Source organism: Azospirillum sp. A29, assembly GCF_042604625.1.
Taxonomy (GTDB): Bacteria; Pseudomonadota; Alphaproteobacteria; order Azospirillales; family Azospirillaceae; genus Azospirillum; species Azospirillum palustre.
The window spans coordinates 472,975-498,562 of the sequence record NZ_CP170466.1; the positions used below are offsets into that span (position 1 = coordinate 472,975).

Below are 25,588 nucleotides of genomic sequence, written 5' to 3' on the forward strand. Positions count from 1 at the left end.
TATGCCCACCTGCATCGCCCCCACCTGTATTGCTTTGATCGTGGCCGGAGGGTCCGGACAGCGATTCGGGGCCGAGCGGCCGAAACAATATCTCGACCTCGCCGGCAAGCCGGTGCTGCGACGGACGGTGGAGGCTTTCCGGGGCCATCCTCAGGTCACCGGCGTGCGCGTGGTGATCGACCCGACATGGCGCGATGCCTATGACGCCGCCCTGTCCGGACTTGCCCTGCCCCACCCGGTTGCCGGCGGCGCCAGCCGTCAGGACTCGGTCCGCAATGGGTTGGAGGCCTTGGCCGCCGATGGCGCACCCGATCTCGTGCTGATCCACGACGCAGCCCGCCCCCTGATCGATGCGGACACCATCGCTGCGGTGATCGCGGCACTGGACAGCACGCCGGGCGCCATCGCGGCGGTGCCGGTGGCCGATACGCTGAAGCGCGGCAGCGGGAACGCCATCACCGGCACGGTCGACCGCGACGGGCTGTGGCGGGCGCAGACACCGCAGGGCTTCCGCTTCCCCGATATTCTCGAAGCCCACCGGTCCGCCGTGGGCCTGTCGCTGACCGACGATGCCGCGGTGGCGGAGCGTGCCGGGCTGACCGTGGCGCTGGTGCCGTCCAAGGAGGACAATTTCAAGGTGACCACCCCCGACGACCTGACCCGCGCCACCCGCGCGATCATGAGCAGCCTGTGGGACGTGCGGACCGGCAGCGGTTTCGATGTCCACCGCTTCACCGATGGCGACTTCGTGACGCTCTGCGGCCTGCGCGTCCCCCACAGCCATGGGCTGGAAGGCCACTCCGACGCGGATGTCGGATTGCATGCCCTGACCGACGCCATTCTCGGGGCGCTGGCTGCCGGCGACATCGGCAGCCACTTTCCGCCGACCGATCCGCGTTGGCGCGGGGCCGACAGCGCCAGGTTCCTGCGCCATGCCGCCGATCTGGTGGCGGAGCGCGGCGGCGTCATTGCCCATGCCGACCTGACCATCATCTGCGAGCGGCCGAAGGTCGGCCCCCACCGCGCCGCCATGGCGGACCGCATTGCCCAGATTCTGGGCATCGAGGTCGGGCGTGTCAGCGTGAAGGCGACCACCACTGAACAACTGGGCTTCACCGGCCGGCGCGAGGGTATTGCGGCACAGGCTGTGGCGACCGTCCGACTTCCGGGCTAACATCCCGGCGAACGATACGAACCGGGAGAGGCCGTCATGTTTCCCGAGATCATCCGCGACCTCGCCGCTCAGACGCTTGCCGAATACGGCCTCGCCGGCTTCATGCTGGCTACGGCCGAATCCTGCACCGGCGGCCTGATCGCCGGCGCCCTGACCGACATAGCCGGCTCGTCCAAGGTGGTCGACCGCGGCTTCGTCACCTACACCAACATCGCCAAGACCGAGGTGCTGGCCGTGCCCGCCAGCCTGCTGCATGCCCATGGTGCCGTCAGCCCGGAGGTGGCAGTCGCCATGGCGGTCGGCGCGCTGGCAAAGTCGCGGGCCGACGTGACGGTGGCGGTGACGGGAATCGCCGGCCCCGGCGGGGCCACGGAAACCAAGCCGGTGGGCCGGGTCTATGTCGCCACCGCCGTGCGCGGCGGGGCTGCCAAGGCCAAGGAATACACCTTCCCCGGCGACCGCGACGCTGTGCGGATGGCAACGGTCCAGGCGGCGCTGGAGCGGCTGCGGCTCGCCCGGCCGACCGGAAGCCTGCGCTGAAAAATCGCCGACAAGCTCTTCACCACGAAGGAAAAAGACCAGATGCCGACCATCAACATCCAGCTGTTCGAAGGACGCACCGTCGAACAGAAGCGCGAATACGCCAAGGCGTTGACCGAGGCGACCGTGAAGGTCCTCGGCTGCTCGCCGTCCGCGGTGGACATCATCTTTCAGGACGTGAAGAAGAGCGATTGGGCGAGCGGCGGGGAGCTGTGGTCGGACAAGAGCTGACCGGCCACCCGCCTCAATCGTCCGCGGCCGGCGTCAGGCTGGCTGCGTCGCCCGGCCCGGCCCGTAAAGCTGGGCCGCACGCGTTTCGAAGGCCTGCACCATGCGGCGGACAGCCTCATTGAACAGCAGGCCCATGATCTTCTGCAGCATCTTCGAGCGGAACTCGAAATCGACGAAGAAGTCGACACAGCAGCCGCCGGGATGCTCGTTGAAGATCCAGTGATTGTTCAGATACTGGAACGGCCCGTCGGTGTACTGCACGTTGATCCGGCAGTCGGGCTCGTGCAACTCCACCCGTGAGGTGAAGCGTTCGCGGACCATTTTGAAACCGATGATCAGGTCCGCGAACATCACGTTGTCTTCGCGCTTGCGGATGCGGGCCGCGAGGCACCAGGGCAGAAACTCCGGATACTTCTCCACGTCCGCGACCAGGTCGTACATCTGCTGGGGCGTGTAGGGAAGAACCTTCTTCTCCGCGTGCGTCGGCATGCCCGTACCGTGTCCTTTCTTATTGAACCGCCTGGATCAGGCGGCGGCGACCCCCAGCTTGCGCAGCCGGGCTTCGCGCAGCTTCTCGAAATCCGCACCCGCATGGTAGGACGAGCGCGTCAGCGGCGACGAGGCCACCAGCAGGAATCCCTTGCCGCGGCCAACAGTGGAATAACCGTCGAACTCCTCAGGAGTCACGAAGCGATCCACCGCCGCATGCTTGGGCGTGGGCTGGAGATACTGCCCAATCGTCAGAAAGTCCACATCGGCGGAGCGAAGATCGTCCATCACCTGCCCGATCTCCTCCTTGGTCTCGCCCAGGCCGACCATCAGGCCGGACTTGGTGAAGATCGTCGGATCCAGTTCCTTCACCCGCGCCAGCAGTTGCAGCGAGGCGAAGTAGCGCGCGCCGGGACGGATCGTCGGGTAGAGGCGCGGCGCGGTTTCCAGATTGTGGTTGAAGACGTCGGGCTTGGCCTCCACCACCACCTCGACCGCGCCCTTCTTCTTCTGGAAGTCGGGGGTCAGGATTTCGATGGTGGTCGTTGGCGACGCGACGCGGATGGCGCGGATGGTGCGGGCGAAATGCTCGGCACCACCGTCGGCCAGATCGTCGCGGTCGACCGAGGTGATGACGACATGGGACAGCTTCAGCTGACCGACGGCCTCCGCGACTTTCTCCGGCTCATGCGGGTCGAGCAGATCCGGACGCCCGGTCTCCACGTTGCAGAAGGCACAGCCGCGCGTGCAGATGGAGCCCAGGATCATGAAGGTGGCGTGCTTCTGCTTCCAGCACTCCCCGATGTTCGGGCAGGCGGCCTCTTCGCACACCGTGTTCAGCTTCAGCCCGCGCATCAGCTGGCGGGTCTCGTTGTATTCCTGGCTCATCGGCGCCTTGACCCGGATCCAGGCCGGTTTGCGCTGGATGGGGTTGTCGGGCTTATGGGCCTTTTCGGGGTGGCGCAGCTTCTCGGTCTGATCGACGAGGGTCATGGTCTAAAGCTCCCGATGGCCGACGCGATGCCCCGGCCCCGACAATAGGTGCGATGAGGATGTCAAACCCGCCATTCCGGCGGAAACAGTTCGGCCGGATAGGCCGGATCGAGCGCTTGGTCAAGCGTGAAAGGCGGCTCGACCGGGAAATGGCCGTCAGGGGTATCCGCCTCGACGGCTGCCCGCAGGCGGGCATCCGAGTATATATCGGCAAAAACGTCGGCGGTGTAGGGCCGAAGGCTTGGGCTGTCCTTGATCTCGCGGATCAGCTTCTTGCGCTGCTCCCTGACGGTCAGCCGCCAGCCACGCTCGCACCGCTCCCGAAGGTCGGGACAGAACATCCACTTCAACAAATGGACCAGCAGGACGCCAAGGCGATGGTCGATCTCGGACTTCTGGCTGCGGCCGATGCTCTCGATCTCCTCGGCGACGTTCTCCCAGTCGACCGGGGCGTTATTCCGCTCGGCGCCGGCACGGCGAAGCTCCTGCGCCTGGGCTTGCGTCCAGGCGTAGAAATCCTCGTCATAGGCGGCGCTGCTGCGGTCCATCGCTCCGTCCGGTTTGGGAAAACGTCACCCCAGGAAATCCTAGTGGAAGATCCTAGTTAAAAGTGGATCGCCCGGCCATAGGCATCAAGGACCGACTCATGCATCATCTCCGACAGGGTCGGATGCGGGAACACCGTGTGCATCAGCTCGGCCTCGGTAAGCTCCGACGACTTGGCGATGCCGTAACCCTGGATCAGCTCGGTCACTTCCGCACCGATCATGTGGGCGCCCAGCATCTCGCCGGTCTTGGCGTCGAAGATGGTCTTGATCAGGCCTTCCGGCTCGCCGAGCGCGATGGCCTTGCCGTTGCCGACGAACGGGAAACGGCCGACCTTGATCTCGTAGCCGGCTTCCTTCGCCTTCTTCTCCGTCAGGCCGACCGACGCGATCTGCGGGTGCGAATAGGTGCAGCCCGGGATGTTGCGAACGTTCAGCGCATGCGGATGCTTGCCAGCGATGTGCTCGGCCACGATGACACCCTCGTGGCTGGCCTTGTGGGCGAGCCAGGGGGCGCCGGTCACGTCGCCGATGGCGTAGACGCCCGGCTCGTCGGTCTCGCACATGCCGTTGGTCTGGATGTGGCCGCGGTCGGTCTTGACCTTCGTGTTCTCCAGCCCGAGGTTCTCGGTGTTCGGGCTGATGCCGACGGCGACGATTACGCGGTCGACCGTGATGTCCTCGGTCTTGCCGCCGGCCTCGACGGCCACGGTCACGCTGTCGGCGGCCTTGCGCAGGTTGCCGGCCTTGCCGCCGGTGATGATGCGCATGCCCTGCTTTTCGAAGGCTTTCCGGGCCAAGCCCGAGATTTCCTCATCCTCTACCGGAAGGATGCGGTCCATCACCTCGACCACGGTGACCTTGGCGCCGAGCGCATTGTAGAAGCTGGCGAACTCGATGCCGATGGCGCCGGAGCCGATGACCAGCAGCGACTTCGGCATGGCATCCGGGGTCATCGCCTTGCGGTAGGTCCAGACCAGCTTGCCGTCATCCTCCAGGCCCGGCAGCGTGCGGGCACGGGCGCCGGTGGCGATGATGATGTGCTTGGCGCCGAAGGTGCCGACCGGGGCCTCGCCCTTGGAAACCGCCACCTGCCCCTTGCCGAGCAGCTTGGCGGAGCCTTCTATCACCGCGACCTTGTTCTTCTTCAGCAGGTGCTTGACGCCGCCGTTGAGCTGGCCCGCGACCTTGCGCGAACGGGCGACGACCTTGTCGAGGTCGAAGGACGGGTTCTGGATGACCAGACCATAGTCGGACGCGTGCTTGGCGAGATGCAGCACCTCGGCCGAGCGCAGCAGCGCCTTGGTCGGGATGCAGCCCCAGTTCAGGCAGATGCCGCCCAGGTTTTCACGCTCGATGACCGCGGTGTGCAGGCCCAGCTGCGCGGCGCGGATCGCCGCCACGTAACCGCCCGGTCCGCCGCCGATGACGATGACGTCGTAATTGATGTCGGCCAAGGGTGTTCTCCCCATTCAGGAGCGAGGCGCATCCTCGCGGCCGGCGGCAAAGATGCCTTCCTCGACCCGGCACGCCTCGTCGATGATCGTCTGGTACAGGGTAGCCATGAAGTCCGGATCCAGGCCGTACGCCAAACCCGCCTCGGCCGCCCGCCGTTTGACCGCTTCGACGCGGTCGGGCAGGACGGCCGGCAGGTTCTCCGCCATCTTCACCGCTGCGACGCGGTGGACGACGGACAGGCGCTTGCCCAGCAATGCGACGATCTCGTCGTCGATGGCGTCGATCTCGGCGCGAAGCGGGGCAAGGCTTTTCGACATGGAGCCGGTCCTCTAACCGTCAGAGCAGCATCGAGAGCGGATCCTCGAGCAGCTTCTTCACCGCTCCAAGGAATTCCGCACCGACGGCGCCATCGGCCACGCGGTGATCGAAGGTGCCGGTCAGGCTCATCACCGTGGCGATGGCCAAAGCGCCGTCCTTGACAACCGGGCGCTGCTCGCTGGCGCCGACCGCCAGGATGCAGGCCTGCGGCGGGTTGATGATCGCCTGGAACTGCTTGATCCCCATCATGCCCAGGTTGGAGATGGAGATGGTGCCGCCCTGATACTCTTCCGGCTTCAGCGCGTTGTCGCGCGCCTTCTTGGCCAGCACCTTCATCTCGTTGGAGATGTCGGCCAGACCCTTGGTCTCCGCCTTCTTGACGATCGGGGTGATCAGCCCGGTCGGGGTGGCGACGGCGACCGAGATGTCGGCATGCTGGAACTGCAGCATCGCCTCGTCGGTCCAGGCGGCGTTCAGCGCCGGGACCTTCTTCAGCGCCAGCGCCACGGCGCGGATGATGAAGTCGTTCACCGACAGCTTGTAGGCGTCGGACCGGCCATTCAGCTCGGCACGGACCTTCATCAGCGCGTCGATCTCGACATCCACCGTCAGGAAGTAGTCGGGGACCGTGCGCTTTACCTCGCCGAGACGCTTGGCGATGGTCTTGCGCATGCCGCTGTTCGGCACGGCGGTGTAGGCCATGCCCAGCTTGTCGGCGAGCGCCTTGGCATCCACACCCTCGGCCTTGGGAGCCGGGGCCGGTGCAGCGGCGGGAGCCGGAGCGGCGGCCGGAGCCGGGGCGGCAGCGGCCTTGGCCGGGCCGGCGGCCTTGGCGGCCTCGACGTCAGCCTTGACGATGCGGCCGTGCGGGCCGGTGCCCTTGACGGTCTTCAGGTCGACGCCGGCCTGCTCGGCGATGCGGCGGGCCAGCGGGCTGGCGAACACGCGCTCGCCAGCTGCCGCCGGAGCGGGAGCGGCCGGAGCCGGAGCAGCGGCGGCAGCCGGGGCTGCCGTGGGCGCCGGGGCGGCGGCCGGAGCAGCGGCTGCCGGGGCCGGGGCCGGGGCAGAACCGGCCGACGCCAGCGCGCTATCGTCCTCGCCCTCTTCCAGCAGGATGGCGATGGGGGTGTTCACCGCCACGCCCTGGCTGCCGGCCGGGATCAGGATCTTGCCGATGCGGCCTTCATCGACCGCTTCGACTTCCATGGTGGCCTTGTCGGTTTCGATCTCGGCGAGCACGTCGCCGGACTTCACCGTGTCGCCTTCCTTCTTCAGCCACTTGGCGAGGTTGCCCTCGGTCATCGTGGGCGAGAGGGCGGGCATCAGAATCTGAACGGTCATCCTATCAGCCCTCCTCTCAACGGTAGCAGGCTTGCTTGGCGGCCTTGACGATGTGATCGACCTGCGGCAACGCCAGCTTTTCTAGGTTGGCGGCGTAGGGCATCGGCACATCCAGGCCGGCCACGCGGGCCACCGGCGCGTCGAGATAGTCGAACGCCTGCTCCATCATCAGCGCACACATTTCCGAACCGATGCCGGCGAAGGGCCAGCCCTCCTCGACGGAGACGAGGCGGTTGGTCTTCTTGACGCTGTTGACGATGGTCTCGGTGTCGAGCGGACGGATCGTGCGCAGGTTGATGACCTCCGCGTCGATGCCTTCCTTGGCCAGGATCTCGGCGGCGGCCAGGGCATGGCCAACCATGATCGAGAAGGCGGTGATCGTCACGTCCTTGCCGGCGCGCTCGACCTTGGCCTTGCCGATCGGCAGAACGAAGTCCTCGTCCTCCGGAACCTCGAAGCTCTGGCCGTAGAGGATCTCGTTCTCGAGGAAGACGATCGGGTTGGCGTCACGGATCGCCGCCTTCAGCAGACCCTTGGCATCGGCCGCCGACCAGGGCGACACGACCTTCAGGCCCGGGCAATGGGCGTACCACGAGGCGTAGCACTGCGAGTGCTGGGCACCGACGCGGGCGGCGGCGCCGTTGGGGCCGCGGAACACGATCGAGTTGCTCATCTGACCGCCCGACATATACAGCGTCTTGGCGGCCGAGTTGATGATGTGGTCGATCGCCTGCATGGCGAAGTTGAAGGTCATGAACTCGACGACCGGCTTCAAGCCCTTGAAGGCGGCGCCGACACCAAGACCGGCGAAGCCGATCTCGGTGATCGGCGTGTCGATGACGCGACGCTCGCCGAATTCCTGCAGCAGGCCCTGGGTCACCTTGTAGGCGCCCTGGTACTGCGCGACCTCCTCACCCATGACGAAGACCTTGTCGTCACGGCGCATTTCCTCGGCCATCGCGTCGCGCAGAGCTTCGCGGACCGTCTTCTTGACGGTCTTGGCCATGAACCTGTCCTCGTCCGACGCGGGCGCCGCGACCGGAGCCGCCGGCACCGTGGGTGCCGGAGCCGGAGCCGGAGCGGCTTCCGCCGCCGGGGCGGGAGCGGCAGCGGCCGGAGCGGCGGCGGTCGGGGCGTTGCCGCCCTTGCTCAGCGCGCTCTCGTCCTCGCCCTCTTCCAGCAGGACGGCGATGGGGGTGTTCACGGCGACGTTGTCGGTGCCTTCGGCGATCAGGATCTTGCCGACGCGGCCTTCATCGACCGCCTCGACCTCCATGGTCGCCTTGTCGGTTTCGATCTCGGCGAGGACATCGCCGGACTTCACCGAGTCACCTTCCTTCTTCAACCATTTCGCCAGTTTGCCCTCTGTCATCGTGGGCGACAGGGCCGGCATCAGCACTTCGATCGGCATTCCTCAACCTCCGGCGGCGCGGGGAATCCGGTTTCCCGTCCCACAAGGCGCCGCTCCCGCTTATCGTTGACGTCAGGATCAGACGAGAATGTCGGTCCACAGCTCCGACGGATCGGGCTCCGGGCTCTGCTGGGCGAATTCAGCCGATTCGGTGACGATCGCCTTCACCTCGCGATCGATCTCCTTCAGCTTGTCCTCATCGGCGTGGTTGCCGGCCAGGATCTTCGACTTCAGCTGATCGATGGGATCGGATTCCGACCGCATCTTCTCGACCTCTTCCTTCGTCCGGTACTTGGCCGGGTCGGACATCGAGTGGCCGCGGTAGCGGTAGGTCTTCATCTCGAGAATGACGGGGCCGTTGCCCCCGCGGATGTGCGGCACCCACTGGTCCGCCGCGGCCTTGACCTCCAGCACGTCCATGCCGTTGACCTGATAGCCGGGGATGCCGTAGGCCGCGCCGCGCTGGTGCAGCTCGCCGGCAGAGGCGCGCTCCTGCGAGGTGCCCATCGCGTATTTGTTGTTCTCGATGATGAAGAGCACAGGCAGCTTCCACAGCGCCGCCATGTTGAAGCTCTCGTAGACCTGACCCTGGTTGATCGCGCCGTCGCCGCAATACACGGCAGCCACGCCGCCGTCGTTGCTGTACTTGTGCGCGAAGGCCAGACCCGTGCCGAGCGGGACCTGCCCACCGACGATGCCATGGCCGCCGAAGAAGTTCTTCTCCTGGCTGAACATGTGCATCGAGCCGCCCTTGCCCTTGGAGTATCCCCCAATGCGGCCGGTCAGCTCGGCCATCACGCCCTTGGCGTCCATGCCGCAGGCCAGCATGTGGCCATGATCGCGGTAGCTGGTGATGACGCTGTCGCCATCCTTCAGGGCGGCCTGCACGCCGACCACAACGGCTTCCTGGCCGATGTAGAGGTGGCAGAAGCCGCCGATCAGACCCATGCCATACAGCTGGCCCGCCTTCTCTTCGAAGCGGCGGATCAGCAGCATCTCGCGATAATAATGAAGAAGCTCTTCGGAAGAGACGGCTTGAGCGGGCGCGGTGTCGGTCAGCGCCTTGGTGGAACGGCGTCGGGACGCGGCCATGATTCCTCCCCAGGGTTCAAGCGGCAAAGGTCATTGACAGAACCTTTTGCCGCCGCGCGTTGCGGGCATACGGGAGCCCGCACCGGAAGCGAATATGGCGCGCACACTACACGAGCTTCAGGAGGCGCGCAAATGTCTGTTTTTGCAGCGCTATTTCAGATTAACCGCGAAACGGTTAATCGGCTGAAATCCCCTTACTTCTGCTGGCCGGCCCCGTCCTGCTCAGCCAGTTTCGGCAGCTTGACGATGACGTCGCGCGTGCTCGAGAAATTCAGCATCAGGCGCGCCCGCTCCTCCAGCATGTCGCGGTCGAGGCCGTCGCCGCGCAGCAACTGCGCGCGGCGTTCCATATCCTCCCGTTCGGTGCGGAGCTGGTTGAGGACCCCTTCGGCCTGGGCGATCTCCCCCTGGATCTGCTTCATCGCCACCAGCCCGCGGTCGCCGTGGACCGCGTAGTAGGCGAAGTAGGCGACCACGCAGGCGCACAGCGCCGGCATGATTGCTTGGCGGATCGCGCTTTTGGCGGCGCGGGCGAGCGTGTCGGTGAGATCGGCGATCATCGTCATGGTGCCATGATGGAATCACAGCGACTTTCCGCCGGTCAAACGAAAAAGATGGAAAAGCCAAGTCGCAAAAGGTTCGTGTTCTTTGCGCAACCCAGTAATGGGTATCTGTCACGCGCCGACCACAAATCGCGACGATGTTCCCGTAAAGTTCCCATCAGTCGCCGTAAGCATCCGGTGGCCGGAAACCCGTTCATCGGAACAGGCACCCACCCGGCATAGCACCAAGGTCGATGGAATGAAACCGCCGGTGGCGTGTTTGGACGCATACGGTGCCGCCGGGGCCGTACCGAGTCCGCTTCGTACTCGCACCGCAGGTCCCGTCGATGGCGCCGCCCACTGGCTGAGGAGCAACACTCATGCGCAGCAAGTTTCTGATCGTGGCCCTGCCCGCCCTGCTTCTGGGTCTGGCCGCCTGCGATGATCACAACGCCCAGAATTCCAACGCGTCCAACCAGACCAGCCCGACGACCAGCAGCGGGTCGAGCAGCGGGTCCACCACCGTCCCGCCGCCTTCGACCGGCGTGCCCGTCCAGGGCGGCACCTCCGGCAACTCGATGAACGAGACCACCGGTGCCACCCAAACCGTTCCGGGCGGATCGACCGCCGGCGGGTCGGCCGGTGGCGGTGCCAGCACCGGCGGATCCGCCACCCCCTCGGGCGGGCAGTAAAAGCGGCGAGTAGCGGCCCCTCTCCCTTCCGCGGGATGAGGGGCCGTCCCGCTTAGACGTCCACCACCCGCCCGTGCCGGTCCGATACGGCACCGCCGCTGTCCGGTTCGAAGGCAACGCCCTTTACCAGCGCCACCACCTCGCGGCCGGGCAGCAGTCCCAATTCGCGCACTGCCGCACGGGTGATGCGCGCGATCAGGAAAGAACCGCCCACCGCCAGCCGCACGTCGGCGGAGGATGGCCCGGCCTCTGCCAACTCGATCACCGTCGCGGCCAGCGCGTTGCGCAGACTGACGCCGGCCAGCGGCTGCAACGCGACGATCACGTCGCGGGCATGGATGTGCAACCGCACCGCAGAGCCGGGCGGGCGGTCGATCTGGGGCACGGTCAGCCGTCCACCGTCGAAGGCCAGCACCGACAGACCGTCTTCCGGGATATGGGTCTCGACCGTCAGATCCAGCACGGCGCCGGCATGCTGCGCACCGGTCACCGCCGACAGGTCCAGCCGGCCCATCACCGTTCCGACCGGCCCCGACGCACGCACCCTGCCCTCCCCGATCAGCACCATGGTGGTGGCGAGCCGCACCACCTCGTCCAGCGCGTGGCTGACCATGACGATGGGAATGTTCATCTCGTCACGCAGCCGCTCGATGTATGGCATGATCTCCGCCTTGCGAGCGGCGTCGAGCGAGGCCATCGGCTCGTCCATCAGCAGAAGGCGCGGCTGCGCCAGCAGGGCGCGGCCGAAGGCGACACGCTGCCTCTCGCCGCCGGACAGGCCGCGCGGACGGCGGTCCAGCAGATGGCCGAGCCCCAGCAAATCCACCACCGGGCCGAAGGCGATGCGTCGCTCCGCTTCCGGCACACGGCGCAGGCCATATTCGAGGTTGCTGCGGACAGTCATGTGCGGAAACAGTCGCGAATCCTGGAAGACGTAGCCGATGCGCCGCTTCTCCACCGGCACGTCGATGCGCCGGGCGCTGTCGAAGAACACGGCGTCGCCAACGCGGATATGCCCCTCGTCCGGCCGGGTCAGCCCGGCAATCGCATTGATGACCGAGGTCTTGCCGGACCCGGAACGGCCGAACAGCGCCGTCACGCCGCGTTCCTCGGCGGTGAAGGCGATGTCGAGTGTGAAGGCGCCCAGCTTCTGGCGAATTTGCAGATCGAGCATGTCAGATCTGCCCGATCAGGCGGCGAACCCGGTTCGCCAGGAATTCGGACAGCATCAGCGCCAGCAATGCCACGGTGAAGGAGATTGCCGCCAGCCTTGCCGCCACCGCATCGCCGCCGGGTTCCTGCGTCGCGGCATAGATCGCCAGCGGCAGGGTCTGCGTCTTGCCGGGGATGTTGGAGACGAAGGTGATCACCGCTCCGAACTCGCCCATCGCCGCGGCGAAGGCCACGATGGCGCCGGACAGCAGTCCGGGAGCCATCAAGGGCAGCAGAATGGTGAAGAAGCGGTCGACCGGCCCGGCACCCAGCGTGCGCGCCGCCGCCTCCAGCCCGCCGTCGATGGCCTCCACCGACAGGCGGATCGCCCGCACCATCAGCGGGAACGAGGTCACCGCCACCGCCAGCGATGCCCCTTCGGCGGTGAAGATCAGCTTGATCCCGAAGGTCTGGTACAGCCAGCCGCCGACCACCCCCTTCGTCCCCATGGTCACCAGCAGGATATAGCCGGTGACCACCGGCGGCAGGACCAGCGGCAGATGGACCAGCCCGTCGAACAGCGTCTTGCCCGGAAAGGAATAGCGGCCGAGTACCCAGGCGGCGAGCACGGCGAGCGGCAATCCCAGCGCGATGGCGACACCCGCGACACGCAGGCTCAGCAGCAACGCGGTGGTTTCCATCGGCGTCAGGATTTCCATGCCGCAGAGCTTACGGTGCTTTGGGCGCCGGGACGAAGCCGAATTCCTTCCAGACCGCCATGCCGTCCGGCGACTTCATGAAGTCGAGGAACGACGCGGCAGCCGGATTGTTCGAGGACGCAACCAGCGCCGCCGGATAGGTGATCGGCGGATAGCTGTCGGGCGGGAAGGCTGCGGCGACCTCCACCCCCGGATCGACGGCGGCGTCGGTGCGATAGACGATGCCGACCGGCACCTCGCCGCGGCTGACCAGAACCAGGGCCGCGCGCACGCTATCGGCCCGCGCCAGCTTCGGTTCGACCGCCGCCCACTGGTCCAGCTTTTCCAGCGCGGCCTTGGCGTACTTCCCGACCGGGACGTTCGATGGGTCGCCGGTGGCGAGCCGCCCATCGCCCAGCTGGTCCGCCAGCTTGCCGCCCTTGGACAGGTCGGGCTTCAACGTCGATCCCTTCGGCACCACAACCACCAGCTCGTTGCCGAGCAGGTTCACCCGGCTGTCGGTCTTGATCAGGTTGCGTTGCTGGAGATAGTCCATCCAGCCGAGATCGGCCGAGATGAAGATGTCAGCCGGAGCGCCATTTTCGATCTGCTTGGCCAGTGCCGACGAAGCGGCGAAGGAGGAGGTCACGGTGGCCCCGGTCTTCGCCTTGAACTGCGAAGCCAGCTTTTCCACCGCGTTCTTGGTGGAGGCCGCCGCCAGCACCAGCACATCCTGCGCCATCGCCGCCGGTGCCGTGAGCGTCAGCCCGACGCCGAGGACGACCGCCGACAGTGCCGACCTGAACCGGCCGCCCCCCAGAGACCCATACAACCCAACCATCGCCACCTCCTGCCGGATTTGACCTTTCATCTATATTCAATTGGATACAACGCTTCGCAATTGCGGTAAAGCTCAAACGGCCCGGCCGACGCTGGATCGGTCTCTCAGACGCCGAACCTGCGCGCGCAGATCGGGCGCTCACATCATGTCATGACTTGCCTCGCTACGCCGTGATAGGAAGTTCGCCTGATCGGACCCGGTCCAAGCCACCTCCCGCACCAGGAAAGCCCCATGCGCGCCGTCAAGATTTCCCCCTCGATTCTCTCCGCCGATTTCGCCCGGCTGGGCGAGGAGGTCCGCGCGGTCGATGCCGCCGGCGCCGACTATATCCACATCGACGTGATGGACGGCCATTTCGTGCCGAACCTGACCATCGGGCCGGGCGTGGTGAAGGCGTTGCGTCCCCATACCGCCAAGGTCTTCGACATCCACCTGATGATCTCGCCGGTGGATCTCTTCGTTCCGGAATTCGCCAAGGCCGGTGCCGACATCATCACCGTCCATCCGGAGGCCGGTCCGCATCTTCACCGCACCATCCAGCTGATCAAGTCGCTGGGCAAGAAGGCCGGCGTGTCGCTGAACCCGGCCACGCCGGTGGACGCGATCCAGCATGTGCTGGAGGACATCGACCTCGTGCTGGTGATGACGGTGAACCCCGGCTTCGGCGGCCAGAGCTTCATCAGGAGCCAGCTTCCGAAGATCCGCGACCTGCGCGCCCGCATCGACGCGCTCGGCAAGCAGATCGACCTGGAGGTGGACGGCGGCATCAACCCGGAAACCGCGCGTCTGGCCATCGAGGCCGGCGCCGACGTGCTGGTGGCCGGCACCGCCACCTTCACCGGCGGACCGGAACAGTACGCCGCCAACATCAGCGCGCTGCGCTGATCCGATGCGAATGACTGCGGCCCCGCAGTGCCCCCGATTGGGGAGCGCTGCGGGGCCGTTTTCGTTCGGGGAGACGGCCGGGAGGATAGGGCGTAGGGCCGGGGGGCTCCGCCCTACCGAAAGAGTACCAGTCCAAAAGATCCATCGGCGTTGAGAACCAAATCCCTCTTTGCCCGTTATTGGGCATGGGAAGACGGTCCCGCAACGGAAGGGAAATCACCATGGGTATTCTCTGGACGATCATCATCGGCTTTCTCGCCGGCATCGTCGCCAAGTTCCTGATGCCGGGTCGCGATCCGGGCGGCTTCATCATCACCACCCTGCTGGGCATCGCCGGCGCCTTCGTCGCCACCTATCTGGGTGCTGCCGTCGGTTGGTACCGGCCGGGCGAAGGCGCGGGCTTCATCGGCGCCATCGTCGGCGCCATCGTCATCCTGGCGATCTATCGCATGATCGCCGGCCGCCGCACGACGGTGTAAGGACGGTTCAGAGAAGTGCCGGCCTGCCTGTAGGCCGGACATGAAAAAGGGACCGCCGGACGACCGGCGGTCCCTTTTTCATCGCGTGACGGGCATCAGGCCAGCGCCACCGGCTGCGGCATGAAGATGGCACGGGAAATGGCGGCCTGGATGCCGGCGTTGGTGAAGGGCTTCCGCACGATCTGCCCGAGATGGCGGGCGTCGCGGGCCAGGATGTCATCGTCGAATGCGGTGACGAAGATGGTGCGCAGGTCGCGCACACGTTTCAGCCGCCGGGCGATCTCGATCCCGCTGCCGCCATCGGCCAGCCGGACGTCAAGCAGGGCCAATGTCGGCTTTTCGGCATCCAGCAGGGCCAGCGCCTCCGGCTCGTTGCCGGCGGTGCCACAGACGACATGGCCCATTTCCGCGACCAGCGCCCCCAGTTCCATCGCCAGCAGGGCGTTGTCCTCGACCACCATCACCCGCTGCACCATGGTGCTGCGGACCCGCGCGCGGGCGGATTTCAGCCGCGGAATCGCTTCCCCCGTCCTCAATTGCAGAACCCTCGCCGCCTGCGGCAAGGGCAGACCCTCCAGTGCGGTCAGCAGATACAGGCGACGGTCGGCCTCCGGCAGTTCGGCCAGGGCCCGTTCGATGGGATGGGGAGAGGGCAAGGGTCGGCCGGGCGGCCCGAATTCCTCCGGAGAGCGGTCGAACAGCAGGTTCAGCAGGGCGTACATCGACAGGCGGGCACTATCGCCGCCGCGGTCCAGCCCGAAACGGGTGGGTGCCATCACCGCCGCCTCGACACAGCGGGTCACCAGCGCGTCGCCACGATCGGTGGCACCGGTCAATGCGCGCGCATAGCGGCGCAGCACCGGAACCACTTCGAACAGTTCGCATTCGTAAACGAGCATACCCGTGACTCCGCTCCCCGGTGGGAGTTGCCGCTCTGGAATCGCGCCGGCCCGGTCCAATCGGGCCACGGAACCTGCTTGATGATCGTCCGTCGTCTTTCCCGGATCCTACCACGACCGGCGGAGGGGTCGACTGGGAAATGGGGGTGTGGGCGGTCATCGCCCGGTCAGCAACCTCCGATCAGGGTCAAGCCTACCGGTCGCTTGGCTTCCGGTCACTTGGCGTTCTGGCGAATCTGCCTGCTGCGCCACTGCCAGGGCTTTTCCACCTGCCCGGCCCACAGCCCCAGCCGCTTGCTCTGGGCATAGGCCTCACCCTTCTGATAGGCGGGCGACAGGCTGGCATATTGAAAGGCCCAGCCGCGCGCCACCATCGCAGCCCCCAGATCGACGCCGCGCACGCGGCATTCACCCTTCTTCTCGCCGGTGCGGTCCTGTTCGGTGACGGTGCAGGTCACCTCCTCGCCCCTCACCATGTTGGCGAGCACCGCGGTGGCGACCTTGAAGCAGTCCAGCTCGTGGCCGTAGCGGTTCTTGCACTTCTGCCCCGGATCGGGCGCATCGATGCCCATCAGCCGCACCGCCGTCCCGTTGATTGTCAGCAGATCGCCCTCCACCGCCATGGCGGAGCCCCTGATCGTCTGGTCCGGCGTGTTGGCGATGGGGCCGCGGCTCTTGGCCGACTGGTTGGTCTGCGCTACAGCGGAGCCGGCCAGAAAAAGCGCCGCAATGACTGTTGCCACCCTCATCGCCGCCACCAACGGCGTCGCCTTAGAACAGGCTCGGCTGATCATCGCCCCGCTTGTCCTTCGCTTTCGTCGGCACGGTTTCCTGCGGCGGGTCCAGGCAGGAGCAGTCGTCATTGCGGACGCTGTTGACCTTCGGCCCCACTGGCACAACGTCCAGCCACTCCTCCGGTGCGGAGCGGATCAGCCCCTCCAGCACCGGCAGCGGGGTGGCCGGGTCCAGCCAAGCATCCCAATCGGCGGGATCGAGCACCACCGGCATCCGGTCGTGCAGGAATGACAGCGTGGCATTGGTGGCCGTCGTCACCACCGTCGCGGTCTCCAGCGGCGGATCGAGCGGAGCGGCGCCCTTCGGACCGCGCCAGCGCTCCCACAGACCGGCGAGCGCGAACAGGCCGCGGTCACGGCGGCGGATGACGTGGCCCTGCTTGCGCGGCTTCGCCCCCTCCCCCACGCTGGTCCATTCATAAAAACCGTCCAGCGGGACCAGGCAGCGACGCTTGCGGAAGGCGTCACGGAAGGCCGGCTTGTCGGCCACCGATTCGCCGCGCGCGTTGATCATACGGCCGCCGATGGCGGCATCGTCGGCCCAGGGAGGCACCAGCCCCCAGCGGACCATCGCCAGATGGCGGCCGTCCTCCTCCCGCCGGATGACGGGAATGTCCTGGGTCGGGGCGATATTCCACCGCGGCATCAGGTTCAGCCGTTCGGGAACGCCGAACAGTCGCTGGACCTCGCTGACCGGGGTGGTGAGAAGCATTCGTCCACACATGCCCTGGAATATGGGGCCAGAAGGTTCCGGGCACCAGCCGCATTCCCTGGCATCGCTACGTGCCACCGACAATCCTTGCAGCGGACAACCGTCACCCATACCGGCAGCCGGGGTTTCCCTGGCGCTCAAGCCGGCCTATCTTCGCGGGGCAGATCAATCGCATCGCACCGGAAGGCGGGAGTTCACCCATGAAGTTCGGCATCGGACAGGCGGTTCCGCGCACCGAAGACGCCCGGTTGTTGACCGGCGGCGGCCGCTATACCGACGACGTGTCTCTTCCCGGACAGGCCTATGCGGCCTTCGTCCGCTCGCCCCATGCCTTCGCCGCCATCGGCGCGGTCGATGCGTCGGAAGCGCTGGCGCAGCCCGGCGTGCTGGCGGTCTACACCGTCGCCGATTTCGACGCCGAGAAGATCGGCATGATCCCCTGCCAGGCGGCGCTGAAGCAGCGCGACGGCTCGAACTATGTGGAGACGCCGCGACCGGCGCTGGCCCGCGGCTTCGCCCGCCATGTCGGCGACCCGGTCGCCATGGTGGTGGCGGAAACGCTGGAGGCCGCGCGCGAGGCGGCCGAACTGGTGATGGTCGATTACGAGGACCGCCAGTCTGTCACCGGCACGCTGGAGGCGCTGGAGCCCGGCCGGCCGCTGGTGTGGGACGAGGCGCCAAACAACCTCTGCTTCGACTGGGACACCGGCGACGAGGCGGCGGTAGAGGCCGCACTGGCAGGCGCTCACCGCGTGATCGAGCTGGAACTGATCAACAACCGCGTCGTCGCCAATCCGATGGAGGGCCGCGCCTGTGTGGCCGGCGTCGAATCCGGCGCGGACGGCGCGCCCGGCCGGCTGCTGATCTACGTCACCAGCCAGGGCGTGCATGGCCTGCAGAAGCAGTTCGCCAAGATCCTGAATGAACCGGACTCGCGCATCCGCGTGCTGACCACCGATGTCGGCGGCGGATTCGGCATGAAGCTGTTCAACTACCCTGAATATGTCGCCTGCCTGTTCGCTGCCCGTCGTCTGAACCGCGCGGTGAAATGGGCGGCCGACCGGATTGAGGGCTTCATCAGCGACGACCATGGCCGCGATCATGTCAGCAAGGCGCGCCTCGCGGTCGATGCCGACGGGCATTTTCTGGGCCTGCGGGTCGATACCGTCGCCAACCTCGGCGCCTACCTGTCCAACTACGGCCCCTTCATTCCGACCGATGCCGGCTCGGCGATGCTTGTCGGCTCCTACAAGACGCCTGCCGTCTATGTCCGGGTGAAAGGCGTCTTCACCAACACCCAGCCGGTGGACGCCTATCGCGGCGCCGGGCGGCCGGAAGCGGCCTATCTGCTGGAGCGGCTGATCGACCATGCCGGCCGCGTCACCGGCCTCGGTCCGGCGGAGATCCGGCGGCGCAACTTCATCCCGGCCAGCGCCATGCCCTATGCGACGCCGATGGGGCAGGTCTACGACACCGGCGAATTCATCCGGAATCTAGAGGACGGCCTGATCCTCGCCGACATGGCCGGCCTGCCCGCCCGCAAGGCGGAGGCGAAGGCCCGCGGTAAGCTGCGCGGCGCCGGCCTGTCCACCTATATCGAGGCGTGCTCGGGCGGCGGGCCGGAGCAGGCGACCGTCCAGGTCAACGGCGACGGCAAGGTGGTGCTGATGATCGGCACCCAGACCAACGGCCAGGGCCATGAAACCGCCTACAAGCAGATCCTCGCCGACCGGCTCGGCGTCCCGCCGGAGGATGTGGAGGTGGTGCAGGGCGACACCGACCGCGTCAGCTGGGGGTCCGGTACCGGCGGTTCCCGCTCGGTCCCGGTCGGCGGCTCGGCGCTGGCGGAGGGGGCGGCCAAGGTGGTGAAGGCGGCTACTACAGTAGCCGCAGACCTGCTGGAAACCGCGGAGGTCGATGTGGAGTTCGCCGACGGCCGCTTCACCATCGTCGGCACCGACCGCTCGGTCTCTCTGAAGGAGGTGGCGGCCAAGGCTGCCGAGGGCGATGGCAATGGGCACAGCGGCATCGCCTTCTCCGAGATGGCGCGCTGGACCCCGCCGGCGAGCACCTTCCCCAACGGCTGCCACATCGCGGAGGTGGAGGTCGATCCCGCCACCGGCATCGTCGAGGTTCTGCGCTACAGCGTCGTCGACGATTTCGGCACGGTCATCAACCCGATGCTGGTGATCGGCCAAATCCATGGCGGCGTCGCCCAGGGGCTGGGTCAGGCATTGCAGGAGCGCGTGGTGTTCGATCCCGACAGCGGGCAGCTTCTGTCCGGCTCCTTCATGGACTACCAGATGCCGCGGGCGGTCGACATGCCGCCGATCGAGGTGAAGCTGAACAGCGTGCCCAGCACTACCAACATGCTGGGCATGAAGGGCGCCGGCGAGGCCGGGGCCATCGGCGCGCCGCCGGCCATCATCAACGCGGTGGTCGATGCGCTGTCCGACCTCGGCATCGCCCACATCGACATGCCGGCGACGCCGGAAACGGTGTGGGCGGCAATCCGCCGCGCCAAAACCCGGATGGCTGCGGAGTAGGCTGTTTAGCGAGCCTTACCGGAATGCTTAGGGAAAGTCCTAGTCGAAAGGTGCGGTACTTGCCACACCTCCGTCGGATGAAATCCATGGCATTGTTCCTTACCTGAAGGTGGCAATCTATTGACTGACAGGGGTAGGGCGATGGCGTTTGGCGACGGCGGGTGTGGCGGACAATGTGCTGACCGTCTCGATCTGGATTTCACGATGGCGTTCCAACCCATCGTCGACGTCGCCAATGGCGGTGTCTGGGCGCATGAGGCGCTGGTGCGCGGTCTTGAAGGTCAGGGCGCAGGCTGGGTCCTGGGACAGGTGACCGATGCCACCCGCTACGCCTTCGACCAGTCCTGCCGCATCAAGGCCATCGAGCTGGCATCGAGCCTGCCGTTGAACGGCGCCCGCCTGTCGATCAATTTCCTGCCGAACGCCGTCTACAAGGCAGAAGCCTGCATCCGCGCCACGCTGGCCGCCGCCCGCCGCACCGGCTTCCCCACCGACCGCATTATCTTCGAGGTGACGGAGAACGAGCGGGTGGTGGACCACGACCACCTGAAGAGCATCTTCAACGAATACAAGCGCCAGGGCTTCCTGACCGCCATCGACGATTTCGGCTCCGGCTATTCCGGGCTGAACCTGCTGGCCGAGTTCCAGCCCGACATCATCAAGCTGGACATGGAGCTGACCCGCAACATCGACACCGAGCGGGCCCGGCGCAGCATCGTCAAGGCCATCCTGTCGGTGTGCGAGGATCTCGCCATCACGCCCATCGCCGAGGGCATCGAGACCGCCGACGAGGCCAAGGCCCTGCGCGATCTGGGCGTCACCCTGATGCAGGGCTACCTGTTCGCCAAGCCGGCCTTCCAGGCCGTGGTGACCGATCCGGAAATGGCGATGCTGGCCGCCTGAGCTTCACTCCTGCACCAGAACCAGCGCCGTCATATAGCTCATCCCCCCGCCATAGCTGGCCAGCTTGGCCTCCAGCGCCGGCCCACCCTCGGCATAGGGTGTGAAGCCGACCCGGTCCCAATAGCTCCGTGCGCCCGGCGTGGAGGTCAGCGCCAGCCATCGCCAGCCCTCCCGCTCCGCCAGCCCGTGCGCATAATCCAGCACCGCCGCCCCCAGCCCGGTGCCGCGCGACTCCGGCAGCAGCGCGATGTCATGAAGATACAGGCAGTCCGCATCCGTCGGCAGACCGCCCAGCGGAGAATCGAGCGGCGGCGGCACACCGAGCCTGCCGGGATGCATGACGCCGTAGCCGATGGCCTCGCCGTCGCGTTCGGCCACACGGCAGCCGGCGGGGTAGAGCGCCAGCCGTTCCTCGAACACGCTGCGCTCCTCGGGATAGGCCGGATGCACGATGTCCGCGATGGCGAGAATCCGATCCAGATCGGCCGCGGTCATAGCACGCCATAGGGCCGATGCGCCGCGGCGCTCTCCCCGCTCACCGTCCGACTGCAATCCGGCCGTCATCCGCCTTCTCCGTTCCACACCCGTTCAAGAGCTTCCGGCCCGCCATCGGGCACGGTATGCTGACTCTTCATACCATAGGGAGTTCACCCCATGCCCGATGCCGCTGTGGCGCGCCTGCTGCCGACGGTCCGCACCATCGCTCACGAGGCCGGTCAGGTCATCCTGCGCTTCTACAACGACGGCATCGACGTCGCCACCAAGGTCGACGGCAGCCCTGTCACGCAGGCCGACCATGCGGCGGAGGCGGTGATCGTTCCGGCGCTGCACCACCTGTTGCCCGGCGTCCCGGTTGTCGCGGAAGAGGCGATGGCCGCCGGCCACAAGCCGGACATTTCCGGCGGCAGGTTCTGGCTGGTCGATCCGCTCGACGGCACCAAGGAGTTCATCTCCCGCAACGGCGAGTTCACCGTGAACATCGCCCTGATCGAGAATGGCGCCCCGGTGCTGGGCGTCGTCTATGCTCCCGCCACCGGCGACCTGTATGCCGCGGCCGGCCCCGGCACCGCCGTCCATTGCGCGGAAGGCCGCCACGACCACGCGATCTCCGTCCGCAACCCGCCGGCCGACGGGCTGACCGTCGTCGCCAGCCGGTCCCACGGCAGCGGGTCGGTTCTGGACGAGTTCCTCGGCAACTATGCGGTGAAGGAACGGGTGTCCTGCGGCAGCTCGCTGAAGTTCTGCACGGTGGCGAGCGGCAAGGCCGATCTCTACCCGCGCTTTGGACCGACCAGCGAGTGGGACACCGCCGCCGGCCACGCCGTGCTGATCGGCGCCGGTGGCCGGGTGGAACAGCCGGACGGCTCGCCCCTGGTCTATGGCAAGGACGACATCCTGAATCCGAACTTCGTCGCCTACGGCTGGAAATGACGGTGTCCGTATCGTGCCTGGGTGAAGCGGCGACCGCGGTGCTGACCACCGCGGCGCCGCTGGAGAAAGTGCGCCTGACCCGCCTTCACGCCGCCGCATGGCGCGACAATCTGCTGTCGCCCGACGTGCCGGCACCGCCGCCCGACCGCCCTGCCCGTCCCGACCGGCCGGAGTTGAAGCTGCCTCGCGACATGCCCAAGCGCGGGCGCGGCGGCAGTGCCCAGAACCGCATCGCTCTGCTGCATGCGCTGGCGCACATCGAACTGAACGCCATCGATCTCGCCTGGGACATCGTCGCCCGATTCGCGCCTCTCGGCCTGCCGAAGGGCTTTACCGACGACTGGATCCAGGTGGCCGACGACGAGGCGCGGCATTTCCAGATGCTGGAAACCCGGCTGAACGCGCTGGGGGCCTCCTATGGCCACCTGCCGGCCCATGACGGGCTGTGGCAGGCGGCGACTGAGACCGCCCACGACCTCGCCGCCCGGCTGGCGGTGGTGCCGATGGTGCTGGAGGCGCGGGGACTGGACGTGACGCCGGAGACCGTGCGCCGCCTGCGCGATTTCGGCGACACGGAGAGCGCCGACCTGCTCCAGACCATCCATGACGAGGAGATCGGCCACGTCGCCGCCGGCCGTCGTTGGTTCGTCCATCTCTGCGCCGACCGCGGGACGGAGCCGGTCGCCTTGTGGCAGGAGCTGGTCGGCCGCCATTTCCGTGGCGGGCTGAAGCGCCCGTTCAACACCGCCAGCCGCCAGCTGGCCGGCTTCGGCCCGGAATATTACGAGCCGATCACTCCCGAAATTGACCGCAAGCCGGAAACCCGGTAAGGCGCTGCACATCATGGCCGTATACACCGAAGTCACCGACGAGGATCTCAGCACCTTCGCCGCCCAGTACGATCTGGGCGCGGTGCTGTCGTGCAAGGGCATCGCGGAGGGGGTGGAGAATTCCAACTTCCTGCTAGTGACCGAGAGCGGACCCTACATCCTGACGCTCTATGAAAAGCGCACGCGGAAAGAGGATTTGCCCTTCTTCCTCGGCCTGATGGAGCATCTGGCGGACAAGGGCATCGCCTGCCCGCTGCCGGTGGCGGCGCGCGACGGCGTGGCTCTGCGCGAGCTGTGCGGCCGCCCGGCAGTGATCGTCACCTTCCTGGCCGGCATGTGGCCGCGCCGGATCACGCCGCAGCATTGCGCCCAGCTGGGCGAGGCGCTGGCGCGTCTGCATCTGGCGGTCGGCGATTTCCGCATGGAGCGGCCGAACGCGCTGGCCCTGCCCGGCTGGAAGGACCTGTTCGCCAAGTCGGCCGAGCGGGCCGACGAGGTCGTCCCCGGCCTTCGCGCGACCCTGGAAGCGGAACTGGCGGCGCTGGAGGCCAACTGGCCGGTCGGCCTGCCTTCGGGCGTCATCCACGCCGACCTGTTCCCGGACAATGTCTTCTTCCGCGGCGACAGCCTGTCCGGCCTGATCGACTTCTATTTCGCCTGCAACGACTTCCTCGTCTATGACGTGGCGATCTGCATCAACGCCTGGTGCTTCGAGATCGACGGCTCGTTCAATGCCACCAAGGCCCGGCTGCTGCTGTCCAACTACCGCAAGGTCCGGCCGCTGTCCCGCGAGGAACTGGACGCCCTGCCCTGGCTCTGCCGCGGCAGCGCCGTGCGTTTCCTGCTGACCCGTCTCTATGACTGGCTGAACCATCCGCCGGGCGCCTTCGTGCGGCCGAAGGACCCAATCGAATATCTGCGCAAGCTGCGCTTCCACCAGTCGGTCCGCGGTCTGGGCGACTATTTCCTCGACGACTCGGACGCGGGCAGGACCTGACGGCATGACGGACAGCACCACCTCGCCCGAAGCCGGCGGCAAGACCGTCGACATCTTCACCGACGGCGCCTGCAGCGGCAATCCCGGCCCCGGCGGCTGGGGCGCCATCCTGCGCTATGGCGAGGTGGAGAAGGAGCTTTACGGCGGCGAGCCGGCGACCACCAACAACCGCATGGAGCTGATGGCGGCCATCATGGCGCTGGAGGCCCTCAAGAAGCCGGTGACCGTCCGTCTCTTCACCGACAGCGAATATGTGAAGAACGGCATCACCAAGTGGATCCATGGCTGGAAGGCCAAGGGCTGGATGACCGCCGACAGGAAGCCGGTGAAGAACGTCGATCTGTGGCAGCGCCTGGAAGAGGCAAAGCGGCAGCACGAGATCGAGTTCCACTGGGTCCGCGGCCACGCCGGCCACCCCGAAAACGAACGCGCCGACGAACTGGCGCGTCGCGGCGTGGCCGACGTGCGGGCACGGAGCTGACCCAAGCGCCCTCTCCCCGGAAACTCCCGGAGAGAGGGCGCTTGCGCGATCAGACCTTTTCCAGCACCGCTTCGGCCGACGACACTTCGAACTTGCCGGGGGCCTCGACGGCGACATGGGTGACCTTGCCGTCCTCGGCCACCAGGGCGAAGCGCTGGCCGCGGGTGCCCAGGCCGTGGGCCGAGCCGTCCATGGTCAGGCCGAGAGCGGTGGTGAAGGTGGCGTTGCCGTCCGGCAGCATCTTGACCTTGTCGCCGACGCTGCCCTTGTCACCCCAGGCGCGCATCACAAACGGATCGTTGACGGCGAGGCAGATGATGCTGTCCACGCCCTTGGCCTTCAGCGCGTCGGCCTGCTGGACGAAGCCCGGCAGGTGCTTGGCGGAGCAGGTCGGGGTAAAGGCGCCGGGAACGGAGAACAGGACGACCTTCTTGCCCTTGAACAGCTCGTCCGTGGTGACTTCCTGCATGCCGTTGTCGGTCAGCCACTTCAGCGTGACGGACGGGATGGTATCGCCAACCTGGATGCTCATCGTCTCTAACCCTTCCGGTTTTTCGGCTTGGCCCGATTTTGGGTTCGGCCCGTTTTCGGGTCCGGCCGGCCTCCCGTTTGCGGAGCCCGGCCCTGCATCCCTTCTATCCCCCGCGGAGAATGGCCGCAAGGCGTGGTTGGCTCCCCAATCCAGTTAGGACCGACAGCCAGGGTCACGCCTTCTTCACGAACTCCGACTTCAGATTCATCGCGCCGATGCCGTCGATCTTGCAGGCGATGTTGTGGCCGTCGGCCCCGTCCACCAGACGGATGCTCTTCACCTTGGTCCCGCCCTTGACCACAAGCGATGATCCCTTGACCTTCAGGTCCTTGATGACGGTGACGCTATCGCCGTCGGTCAACGCGTTGCCGTTGGCATCGCGCACGCCCTGCCCGGCTTCGGCATCCACGGCCGCGGCGGCCGTGTCGGGGTTCCACTCATGCCCGCAGTCGGGGCAGTTCCACAGGCTGCCGTCATTGTAGGCGTTTTCGGAGCTGCACTGCGGGCAGTTGATCTGATCGTCCATCATCGTCCTCTTGGCGCGGGAGGCTCTCCCGAAGCCGCCCTGTTACCGCAGAATAG

At 66.7% G+C, this 25,588-nt stretch carries 30 protein-coding genes; 12 read left to right on the forward strand and 18 right to left on the reverse strand.

What is annotated here, in order from left to right:
* The first annotated feature begins 1 nt into the window (after position 1).
* The 3 genes from ABNQ38_RS17025 to ABNQ38_RS17035 are packed head-to-tail and all read left to right on the forward strand — an operon-like array spanning position 2 to position 1,945.
* On the forward strand, positions 2–1,174 hold the full coding sequence (locus ABNQ38_RS17025) for a bifunctional 2-C-methyl-D-erythritol 4-phosphate cytidylyltransferase/2-C-methyl-D-erythritol 2,4-cyclodiphosphate synthase (RefSeq protein ID WP_377809427.1): 1,173 nt from the start codon (positions 2–4) through the stop codon (positions 1,172–1,174).
* A gap of 36 nt (positions 1,175–1,210) precedes the next feature.
* Positions 1,211–1,714, forward strand: coding sequence for a CinA family protein (locus ABNQ38_RS17030; protein WP_109049900.1), 504 nt, complete (start codon positions 1,211–1,213; stop codon positions 1,712–1,714).
* A 3-nt stretch (positions 1,715–1,717) separates the two neighbouring features.
* Positions 1,718–1,945: a 4-oxalocrotonate tautomerase gene (locus tag ABNQ38_RS17035; RefSeq protein WP_377810090.1), complete on the forward strand. Its 228-nt coding sequence runs from the start codon at positions 1,718–1,720 to the stop codon at positions 1,943–1,945.
* A 33-nt stretch (positions 1,946–1,978) separates the two neighbouring features.
* Here ABNQ38_RS17035 and ABNQ38_RS17040 read toward each other — a convergent pair whose 3' ends face one another.
* The 9 genes from ABNQ38_RS17040 to ABNQ38_RS17080 form a co-directional block, all read right to left on the reverse strand.
* The gene (locus tag ABNQ38_RS17040) at positions 1,979–2,434 is read right to left on the reverse strand and encodes a type II toxin-antitoxin system RatA family toxin (protein ID WP_109049901.1); all 456 of its coding nucleotides are present in this window, start codon (positions 2,432–2,434) and stop codon (positions 1,979–1,981) included.
* A 36-nt stretch (positions 2,435–2,470) separates the two neighbouring features.
* On the reverse strand, positions 2,471–3,427 hold the full coding sequence (gene lipA / locus ABNQ38_RS17045; RefSeq protein ID WP_377809428.1) for a lipoyl synthase: 957 nt from the start codon (positions 3,425–3,427) through the stop codon (positions 2,471–2,473).
* Between the two features lie 62 nt (positions 3,428–3,489).
* Positions 3,490–3,975, reverse strand: a complete 486-nt coding sequence (locus ABNQ38_RS17050; RefSeq protein ID WP_377809429.1) for a DUF29 domain-containing protein — start codon at positions 3,973–3,975, stop codon at positions 3,490–3,492.
* A gap of 56 nt (positions 3,976–4,031) precedes the next feature.
* A complete protein-coding gene (gene lpdA, locus ABNQ38_RS17055; protein ID WP_109049904.1) occupies positions 4,032–5,429 on the reverse strand; it encodes a dihydrolipoyl dehydrogenase in 1,398 nt (465 codons plus the stop codon).
* A gap of 15 nt (positions 5,430–5,444) precedes the next feature.
* Complete coding sequence (locus tag ABNQ38_RS17060; RefSeq protein WP_063634466.1) at positions 5,445–5,747, reverse strand: chorismate mutase; 303 nt, start codon at positions 5,745–5,747, stop codon at positions 5,445–5,447.
* A 19-nt stretch (positions 5,748–5,766) separates the two neighbouring features.
* Positions 5,767–7,089 carry a pyruvate dehydrogenase complex dihydrolipoamide acetyltransferase gene (locus tag ABNQ38_RS17065; protein ID WP_377809430.1) on the reverse strand — a complete coding sequence of 441 codons (1,323 nt, stop codon included), beginning with the start codon at positions 7,087–7,089 and terminating at the stop codon, positions 5,767–5,769.
* A gap of 16 nt (positions 7,090–7,105) precedes the next feature.
* Positions 7,106–8,500: a pyruvate dehydrogenase complex E1 component subunit beta gene (locus ABNQ38_RS17070; RefSeq protein WP_377809431.1), complete on the reverse strand. Its 1,395-nt coding sequence runs from the start codon at positions 8,498–8,500 to the stop codon at positions 7,106–7,108.
* Between the two features lie 78 nt (positions 8,501–8,578).
* Positions 8,579–9,592: a pyruvate dehydrogenase (acetyl-transferring) E1 component subunit alpha gene (gene pdhA / locus ABNQ38_RS17075; RefSeq protein WP_377809432.1), complete on the reverse strand. Its 1,014-nt coding sequence runs from the start codon at positions 9,590–9,592 to the stop codon at positions 8,579–8,581.
* A 194-nt stretch (positions 9,593–9,786) separates the two neighbouring features.
* Positions 9,787–10,152: a septum formation initiator family protein gene (locus tag ABNQ38_RS17080; RefSeq protein WP_377809433.1), complete on the reverse strand. Its 366-nt coding sequence runs from the start codon at positions 10,150–10,152 to the stop codon at positions 9,787–9,789.
* A gap of 362 nt (positions 10,153–10,514) precedes the next feature.
* Here ABNQ38_RS17080 and ABNQ38_RS17085 point away from each other — a divergent pair, with 362 nt between their 5' ends.
* Positions 10,515–10,826: a hypothetical protein gene (locus tag ABNQ38_RS17085; RefSeq protein ID WP_109096343.1), complete on the forward strand. Its 312-nt coding sequence runs from the start codon at positions 10,515–10,517 to the stop codon at positions 10,824–10,826.
* A gap of 52 nt (positions 10,827–10,878) precedes the next feature.
* On the opposite strand, the gene modC is transcribed toward ABNQ38_RS17085, so the two are convergent.
* Genes modC through modA form a run of 3 tightly spaced genes read right to left on the reverse strand, consistent with a single transcriptional unit; the run spans position 10,879 to position 13,517 of the window.
* Entirely contained in the window at positions 10,879–12,000 is a 1,122-nt protein-coding gene (gene modC / locus ABNQ38_RS17090) for a molybdenum ABC transporter ATP-binding protein (RefSeq protein ID WP_377809434.1), read from the reverse strand.
* A gap of 1 nt (position 12,001) precedes the next feature.
* On the reverse strand, positions 12,002–12,697 hold the full coding sequence (gene modB, locus ABNQ38_RS17095) for a molybdate ABC transporter permease subunit (protein WP_377809435.1): 696 nt from the start codon (positions 12,695–12,697) through the stop codon (positions 12,002–12,004).
* Between the two features lie 10 nt (positions 12,698–12,707).
* Positions 12,708–13,517, reverse strand: coding sequence for a molybdate ABC transporter substrate-binding protein (gene modA, locus ABNQ38_RS17100; protein ID WP_377809436.1), 810 nt, complete (start codon positions 13,515–13,517; stop codon positions 12,708–12,710).
* Positions 13,518–13,748: 231 nt separating this feature from the next.
* Here modA and rpe point away from each other — a divergent pair, with 231 nt between their 5' ends.
* Together rpe and ABNQ38_RS17110 are read left to right on the forward strand one after the other, a co-directional pair.
* Complete coding sequence (rpe, locus tag ABNQ38_RS17105; RefSeq protein ID WP_377809437.1) at positions 13,749–14,402, forward strand: ribulose-phosphate 3-epimerase; 654 nt, start codon at positions 13,749–13,751, stop codon at positions 14,400–14,402.
* Between the two features lie 221 nt (positions 14,403–14,623).
* On the forward strand, positions 14,624–14,881 hold the full coding sequence (locus ABNQ38_RS17110) for a GlsB/YeaQ/YmgE family stress response membrane protein (protein ID WP_098739889.1): 258 nt from the start codon (positions 14,624–14,626) through the stop codon (positions 14,879–14,881).
* A gap of 95 nt (positions 14,882–14,976) precedes the next feature.
* On the opposite strand, the gene ABNQ38_RS17115 is transcribed toward ABNQ38_RS17110, so the two are convergent.
* From ABNQ38_RS17115 to ABNQ38_RS17125, 3 genes are all read right to left on the reverse strand, one after another.
* Positions 14,977–15,780 carry a response regulator gene (locus tag ABNQ38_RS17115; RefSeq protein WP_377809438.1) on the reverse strand — a complete coding sequence of 268 codons (804 nt, stop codon included), beginning with the start codon at positions 15,778–15,780 and terminating at the stop codon, positions 14,977–14,979.
* A gap of 215 nt (positions 15,781–15,995) precedes the next feature.
* Positions 15,996–16,529 carry a thermonuclease family protein gene (locus tag ABNQ38_RS17120; protein ID WP_377809439.1) on the reverse strand — a complete coding sequence of 178 codons (534 nt, stop codon included), beginning with the start codon at positions 16,527–16,529 and terminating at the stop codon, positions 15,996–15,998.
* Positions 16,530–16,551: 22 nt separating this feature from the next.
* Positions 16,552–17,286, reverse strand: a complete 735-nt coding sequence (locus ABNQ38_RS17125) for an SOS response-associated peptidase (RefSeq protein WP_377809440.1) — start codon at positions 17,284–17,286, stop codon at positions 16,552–16,554.
* A gap of 200 nt (positions 17,287–17,486) precedes the next feature.
* Here ABNQ38_RS17125 and ABNQ38_RS17130 point away from each other — a divergent pair, with 200 nt between their 5' ends.
* Entirely contained in the window at positions 17,487–19,832 is a 2,346-nt protein-coding gene (locus ABNQ38_RS17130) for a xanthine dehydrogenase family protein molybdopterin-binding subunit (RefSeq protein ID WP_377809441.1), read from the forward strand.
* A gap of 204 nt (positions 19,833–20,036) precedes the next feature.
* Positions 20,037–20,735 carry an EAL domain-containing protein gene (locus tag ABNQ38_RS17135; RefSeq protein WP_377809442.1) on the forward strand — a complete coding sequence of 233 codons (699 nt, stop codon included), beginning with the start codon at positions 20,037–20,039 and terminating at the stop codon, positions 20,733–20,735.
* A gap of 3 nt (positions 20,736–20,738) precedes the next feature.
* On the opposite strand, the gene ABNQ38_RS17140 is transcribed toward ABNQ38_RS17135, so the two are convergent.
* Positions 20,739–21,299 carry a GNAT family N-acetyltransferase gene (locus tag ABNQ38_RS17140; RefSeq protein WP_377809443.1) on the reverse strand — a complete coding sequence of 187 codons (561 nt, stop codon included), beginning with the start codon at positions 21,297–21,299 and terminating at the stop codon, positions 20,739–20,741.
* 90 nt (positions 21,300–21,389) lie between these two features.
* Here ABNQ38_RS17140 and cysQ point away from each other — a divergent pair, with 90 nt between their 5' ends.
* The 4 genes from cysQ to rnhA are packed head-to-tail and all read left to right on the forward strand — an operon-like array spanning position 21,390 to position 24,474.
* The gene (cysQ, locus tag ABNQ38_RS17145) at positions 21,390–22,166 is read left to right on the forward strand and encodes a 3'(2'),5'-bisphosphate nucleotidase CysQ (protein ID WP_377809444.1); all 777 of its coding nucleotides are present in this window, start codon (positions 21,390–21,392) and stop codon (positions 22,164–22,166) included.
* Entirely contained in the window at positions 22,163–22,996 is an 834-nt protein-coding gene (locus ABNQ38_RS17150; protein WP_377809445.1) for a ferritin-like domain-containing protein, read from the forward strand. Before cysQ ends, ABNQ38_RS17150 begins: the two co-directional genes overlap by 4 nt.
* A 13-nt stretch (positions 22,997–23,009) precedes the next feature.
* Positions 23,010–23,993 carry a homoserine kinase gene (locus ABNQ38_RS17155; RefSeq protein WP_377809446.1) on the forward strand — a complete coding sequence of 328 codons (984 nt, stop codon included), beginning with the start codon at positions 23,010–23,012 and terminating at the stop codon, positions 23,991–23,993.
* Between the two features lie 4 nt (positions 23,994–23,997).
* Positions 23,998–24,474 carry a ribonuclease HI gene (gene rnhA, locus ABNQ38_RS17160; RefSeq protein ID WP_377809447.1) on the forward strand — a complete coding sequence of 159 codons (477 nt, stop codon included), beginning with the start codon at positions 23,998–24,000 and terminating at the stop codon, positions 24,472–24,474.
* Positions 24,475–24,523: 49 nt separating this feature from the next.
* Here rnhA and ABNQ38_RS17165 read toward each other — a convergent pair whose 3' ends face one another.
* Together ABNQ38_RS17165 and ABNQ38_RS17170 are read right to left on the reverse strand one after the other, a co-directional pair.
* Positions 24,524–25,006, reverse strand: a complete 483-nt coding sequence (locus ABNQ38_RS17165) for a peroxiredoxin (protein ID WP_109049924.1) — start codon at positions 25,004–25,006, stop codon at positions 24,524–24,526.
* 172 nt (positions 25,007–25,178) lie between these two features.
* Positions 25,179–25,532: a zinc ribbon domain-containing protein YjdM gene (locus tag ABNQ38_RS17170; protein ID WP_377810091.1), complete on the reverse strand. Its 354-nt coding sequence runs from the start codon at positions 25,530–25,532 to the stop codon at positions 25,179–25,181.
* Between the last annotated feature and the right edge of the window lie 56 nt (positions 25,533–25,588).